General features: G+C 47.0%; 4 protein-coding genes. 3 read left to right on the forward strand and 1 reads right to left on the reverse strand.

All coding sequences use genetic code 11. The features are described 5' to 3' along the window. Nucleotides 1–137 precede the first annotated feature (137 nt). The 3 genes from KKE17_13850 to KKE17_13860 all read left to right on the forward strand — a co-directional run bounded on the left by KKE17_13850 (nucleotide 138) and on the right by KKE17_13860 (nucleotide 3073). Nucleotides 138–1235, forward strand: a complete 1098-nt coding sequence (locus KKE17_13850; GenBank protein MBU1711082.1) for a glycosyltransferase family 4 protein — start codon at nucleotides 138–140, stop codon at nucleotides 1233–1235. A gap of 77 nt (nucleotides 1236–1312) precedes the next feature. Beyond that, on the forward strand, nucleotides 1313–2191 hold the full coding sequence (locus tag KKE17_13855; protein MBU1711083.1) for an exosortase/archaeosortase family protein: 879 nt from the start codon (nucleotides 1313–1315) through the stop codon (nucleotides 2189–2191). A gap of 276 nt (nucleotides 2192–2467) precedes the next feature. After that, entirely contained in the window at nucleotides 2468–3073 is a 606-nt protein-coding gene (locus KKE17_13860) for a hypothetical protein (GenBank protein ID MBU1711084.1), read from the forward strand. Nucleotides 3074–3079: 6 nt separating this feature from the next. Here KKE17_13860 and KKE17_13865 read toward each other — a convergent pair. Then, the coding region (locus KKE17_13865; GenBank protein MBU1711085.1) for an acyltransferase domain-containing protein at nucleotides 3080–5394 on the reverse strand (2315 nt) is incomplete at its 5' end.

Genomic DNA, 5394 nt, shown 5'->3' on the forward strand with positions numbered 1-5394 from the left:
GAAGCTTCAGCTACTATCAATTAATTTGTTGGAAAATATCTTGCCACTAATTGTTAACCGGGAGATTGACCCTGTCCTGATTTGTTATTAAACAAAAAGGGTATCCTTAATTCTACTATGTCTCTCAGGAAGCAAGCATGACATCCCACCCCATTCAGGGTAAGCCTACCGGAGAGATTAGGGTTCTTTTAATCAACCAGGCCAATATCCCCCACTTTCGTATACCGGTTTATGGTTATCTGAAAAAATATCTTAAGAATTACGGGTATGATTTCATGGTCACTGCGGCAGGGATTCAGCCCGGGAATCCTCATCCTGTAGAGTTCCAATATTTTGAAATTCCGCTTTCTGCTCGAAGTCTGACCGGACTCATAAGAATTCAAAAGATTGATGTGATCATTTCGTGGGTAGACATGAAGCATCTCTACCTTTTTCCAGTGTATTTCATTGCGAAGATGCTTGGCAGGAAAATGATCTATTGGGGTCAGGGCGGGGACCTTCTGGACAGGAAATCAAAGATCAAGAATCTTGCATATGCAACAGAACAGGCTCTTTGCGATGCAATAATCCTTTATGCGAACCACTTGAAGAAATATGTTCCAGCTCGTTTTCATAATAAGGTTTTCATTGCCAACAACACTTTATGTGTGTCCTATCAAGGGCTTAAAGATAAAACAAAAGAGAGTGTCCTGAAAGAATTTGGCATCCATACGAAGAAAAATATCATTTGTGTGGGGCGCCTCCAGAAAAGAAAGCGCTTGGAACATTTATTTGAGGCGCACTCTCAAATGAAGAGAGCCGATATTGGCTTGATCCTCGTTGGCCCTGATCAGGACGGGGTATTAAATCCCTACGAAGGGGAAAACATATTCAAACTTGGGCCTGTGTATGGCGACAAAAAGTTTGATCTTCTTTCTTCTGCAGATGTTTACTGCCTTCCCGGCGCGGTTGGCCTAAGCATTGTTGATGCGTTTTATTGCGGCCTGCCGCTGGTCACAGAAGGCGGAGATGAGTCGGCTGAGATCATGTATCTGAAGAATGGCGAGAATGGTTTTGTTGTGCCTCGCGGGGAGATACCGGAGTTAAGAAAGAAGCTGTTACTGCTTCTGGATGATACAGAACTTAGAAGCAAGTTTTCGAGTGCTGCGAAAAGGGAAATCAGCGAAAACGGGAGTATTGAGAAAATGTGCAAAGGGTTCAGAGATGCCCTTGTGCACACAACAAATAATGCCTGATAATTACGTGTAAAATAATTACCACGACTGACACCAAATATTGTCAACAGCACTGGTCCATGATACATTAATTGTTAATGCGAAATAACAATTCACTATTCACTTCAGAAAAGACAGAGCCATTCCCCGGAACAATTCGTTTTCTTGTATTTCTTTTGTTGCTTGTCGGGTTGGGGATAACCCTTTACAGGGAAGCATTATCAGCATTATCTTTTGCTGTGCTTGATCGGCAGGACAGCTCCCATGGTATTTTCGTCCCCGTTATTTCCGCATATTTCCTGTGGCTTAAAAGTAGTAAAATTAAAGGGATACAGCCTGAGACCGCACTGTTTTCCGGTGCGGCGATGCTGATTGCCGGTGTTCTTTTTTTCATCCTCGGGAATATCTGGGGTTTCCAGCTTTCCAACCTATCGTTCCTCTTTATTGTCGGCGCCCTGATCCTGATTCTTTTCGGAAAAGAAATGTTTGTGGAAACATCGTTGCCACTTTTTTTTCTGGCAACCATGATCCCATTGCCAACGGGAATGTATTATCAAATTGCCGATTGGATGCGTTCGATTAACACCTGGGGTTCTGTGGCGGTTACTAAGGCTTTTGGGGTTCCGGTTTACCGGGAGGGGTATGATGTGTTCATCCCGGGTTTACACCTGGTTGTAAACCATGGTTGCAGCGGGATCCGGTATCTGTTGTCTTTTTTTACATTCAGCATTGTTTACGCCGCGTTGTTTAAAACAGGCAACCTGTCGCGGGTGCTTTTGGTCCTTGGCTCAATCCCCCTTTCAATAGCGGCAGGCATCGCCCGGCTTTCCGTAGTTTTTCTCGCAGCCCATTATATCAGTCCCTACTGGGCTGAGCATACCCCCCATGTCGTTTTAAGCTGGGTGGTTTTCGTGGTTTTCCTGTTTGGAACATTTACACTGGATCAGTATCTAATAAGGAGGAGGGCGAAGTGCTGAAATCCTTCGTTCTCGAAACACCACCTTTTTTGTCCTAACTCTGCATCATATTTTTCCGGTACAATTTTTTCACCATTTTTTATTTTCCTTATCAATCAGATGGTTATATCCTGATTGATTTAAGCCAAAAAATGTGTTGACTGTATATCCTGCTGAGTGTTATGGGGGATAATTCAATCATTGGTTATGATGGATTGTCTTCTGAGGGCTAATTAATTTGTATGAATTTTTTGGCCGGTAACTCTTATTCATATTTTAATAGTTGGAGGATTCATTATGTCAGCTTCGAATGTTAGCGCAAGGACTTTCAGTCTATTAGAAAGCAAGTATTACGTCCATAGCGAAGCAAAGTGGGTGGCGGAGATACCTGGTGATTGGGATGAAATACGTAGTTATGAAGAGAGTGGCCGGAACCCACTTGAAGTACGTGCGGACCTCATGCCATACGCATCGGCCGAGAGTAATGCAAAGCAGAATGGTGTGCAGGCGACATTTAACAATAACGAGGCCGGTCCTCTCCCCGGTGATACGAACGCGGTTGCAGAGGCACGCACTACTTTAATTTTCTCACCCAATTTTGCTGGAACCGGGGGAACCATTAATTTCAACTTTAATATATCCACATATTGTTTTTCGGGTGTGACTCTGTCACATGTAGTTACAGGGGCGATACTTTTTAATAAAGTATTCCGAGTTGAGGATTTTAGCAATTCTGGTTCTGAGGAGTTCAATTATGATGGGTGGAGTCAAGGCGAGCAGTATAAATTAGAAATATGGGCTCAAGGGAGTGACTCATTGCCCACGGATGGTTCCGCGAGTTTGAATCATGACATTAGGTTTGCTCGCCCAGCACCCAGCATTTTGACGGTTGAAATACACTAGGCTGGTTCATCTGGTGTCGGCGTCATCAAGACATTTCCTGAGGATATCCGCCAGTTGGACCGCATGGGGTTCTTTCAGGATATTCTTATGAAAGCAATTGATTTCATAGGTAGTTATTCCGCCAGCCGAAAGACCTTCCCAGCCTAAATTGAGATCATCGTTTCGCACATAAGGCTGCCTGCTGGGCCGGATAAGGGTGATGGGCGTGTGAATCACCGGGTGCGGAACATAGCTTCGAAAGGCCTTATGTTGAACCTTCCCCAGTTGTTCCAAATTATAAATGCGGGAGTGTTTGTATTCTCCAAGATTGAATGCACCAGATACATCTTCGGCAATGCTTTCGTAATAATACCTGAAATGCAGGGAGAGCCGGGTGAATCGGTCTCTTATGTAGCGGATTTTTTCCTGCAGGCCAAGAACCGACAGGTTTGAAAATTCGTAATCCAGTCGTTCCTTCCATGAATAATAATTTTTTTGCGCCCAACTGATCCCTGGTTTTATGCCGGTGACATGGGCGGGTGTGGAAGTGCTGATCATTCCCAGGAAGGCGACCTTCTCGCCCACCGCCTCAAGTTGTCTGGTCATTTCAAAGGCAATAAGCCCTCCCAGGCAGAATCCCCCGAGAAAATACGGTCCTGATGGTTGTTTTTTTCTGATATCCTCCAAATAGTGTCGAGCCATTTCCCGGACCGAGGTTCCTTCAATCTGCTCACCGGACAAGCCTCTGGCTTGAATCCCATAGAACGGCTGATCTGTTCCGCAATGTTTGGACAGGGGGTAATATTCCACAATATTGCCGCCCTCGGAGTGGATACAGAAAAATGGCGGCTTCGTGCCGCTGGCCTGAATTTCAACCAGTGATGACCAGGATCTGTCAAAACTTTCCTGCCGGATAACCCGGGCGAGCAGTTCAATGGTCGGGGCGGAAAAAAGCGTGGCCAAGGGGATTCTTAAGCCGAAATCCTCATATATATGAGTGAAAACCCGCACACCGTTTAAGGAGTTGCCGCCGATATCAAAAAAACTGTCATGTATGCCAATGTCCCCATGGCCCAGGACCCGTTGCCAGATTTTTACCAGACCTTGTTCAGGATCATTTCCCGGGGCAACCGGTTTGCTGCTGCGTTGTTCATGGATAATCTGCCGGGAATCTTCCTGGCAGGTCTGGGTATGTGTCCCGGCAGTAATCAGGCCGGCGCGCATTGCTGCGAAGCCCTGGGGAGGGATGGTGGGATCAACCCAATGCCGTTTGCGGTCAAACGGATAGGTGGGCAGCGGTATGCGGGAGCGTTTTTCTCCTTTATAGAAGTTGTTCCAGTCAATGGTGCAGCCTTCAAGCCACAGGCTTCCCAGGGTCTTAAGGATAAACGCCGTGTCTGAAGTATCATCCTTGGGATGACGCATTGCAGACAATACCGGGGGCATCTGCGCAGCATTGAAATGGGATTTTGTCAGGGTGCTTAACACATTTCCCGGGCCGATCTCAAGGAAGATGTAATCGTTTTCAGCGGCTAAATTTTTGATGCCGTCGGAGAACCGGACCGTGTTGCGTAGATGATCAGCCCAGTATTCCGTACGCAAGTCCTGGTCATTGATCCAGGTGCCGGTGAGATTGGAAATGCAGGGGATTGTCGGCGGATTAATGGCAACCTTGTTTACATGGGAGGCGAACTCCACCAGAATGGGATCCATCATCTTCGAGTGAAAAGCATGGGAGGTTGCCAGCTGCCGGGCATCTATCCCCTGGCCGGCAAGGTCCTGCTGAAGTTTTTGTATGGCTTCCGATGTTCCGGACAAGACACAGAATGTTGGTCCGTTGATAACCGCAAGCTCGATCGTATCGTTTACATGGGATTTTGCCTTTTCCTCGGGCAGGGCAACGGTCAACATTGCTCCATGTGGGGTTGTATCCATCAGCCGACCCCGGGTCGCCACCAGGGCAAGGGCCTGATCCAGAGAAAACACCCCGGCTAAGGTTGCGGCAACATATTCGCCGATACTGTGGCCGATGAGCGCTGCAGGCCGGATACCCCAGGACAGAAGCAATTGCGCCAGAGCATATTCAACCGTAAAAAGGGCAGGCTGTGTAAAACGGGTCTGGTTGATGTCGCCGGCTGTACTGTTTTCTGCCGAAAAACCGGGGTACAGAATATCTCGCAGGTCCATATCCATGTGCGACTTGAGGATTTCGGCGCAGGAGTCGACGTGCTCTTGAAAGACCTTTTCGGTTGTATACAGCTCGCGCCCCATGTTGACATATTGGGAGCCCTGGCCGGAAAACATGAAGACGATGGGTTGATCTCTTTTATCCTGATAGCGGC

This window comes from Pseudomonadota bacterium (assembly GCA_018823135.1).
In the GTDB taxonomy this organism is placed as follows: Bacteria; Desulfobacterota; Desulfobulbia; order Desulfobulbales; family CALZHT01; genus JAHJJF01.

Bases quoted from the DNA above. Each gene is read 5' to 3' on its own strand.
- KKE17_13855 (MBU1711083.1), top strand. From the start codon at position 1,313: ATGCGAAATAACAATTCACTATTCACTTCAGAAAAGACAGAGCCATTC.
- KKE17_13860 (MBU1711084.1), top strand. From the start codon at position 2,468: ATGTCAGCTTCGAATGTTAGCGCAAGGACTTTCAGTCTATTAGAAAGC.
- KKE17_13850 (MBU1711082.1), top strand. From the start codon at position 138: ATGACATCCCACCCCATTCAGGGTAAGCCTACCGGAGAGATTAGGGTT.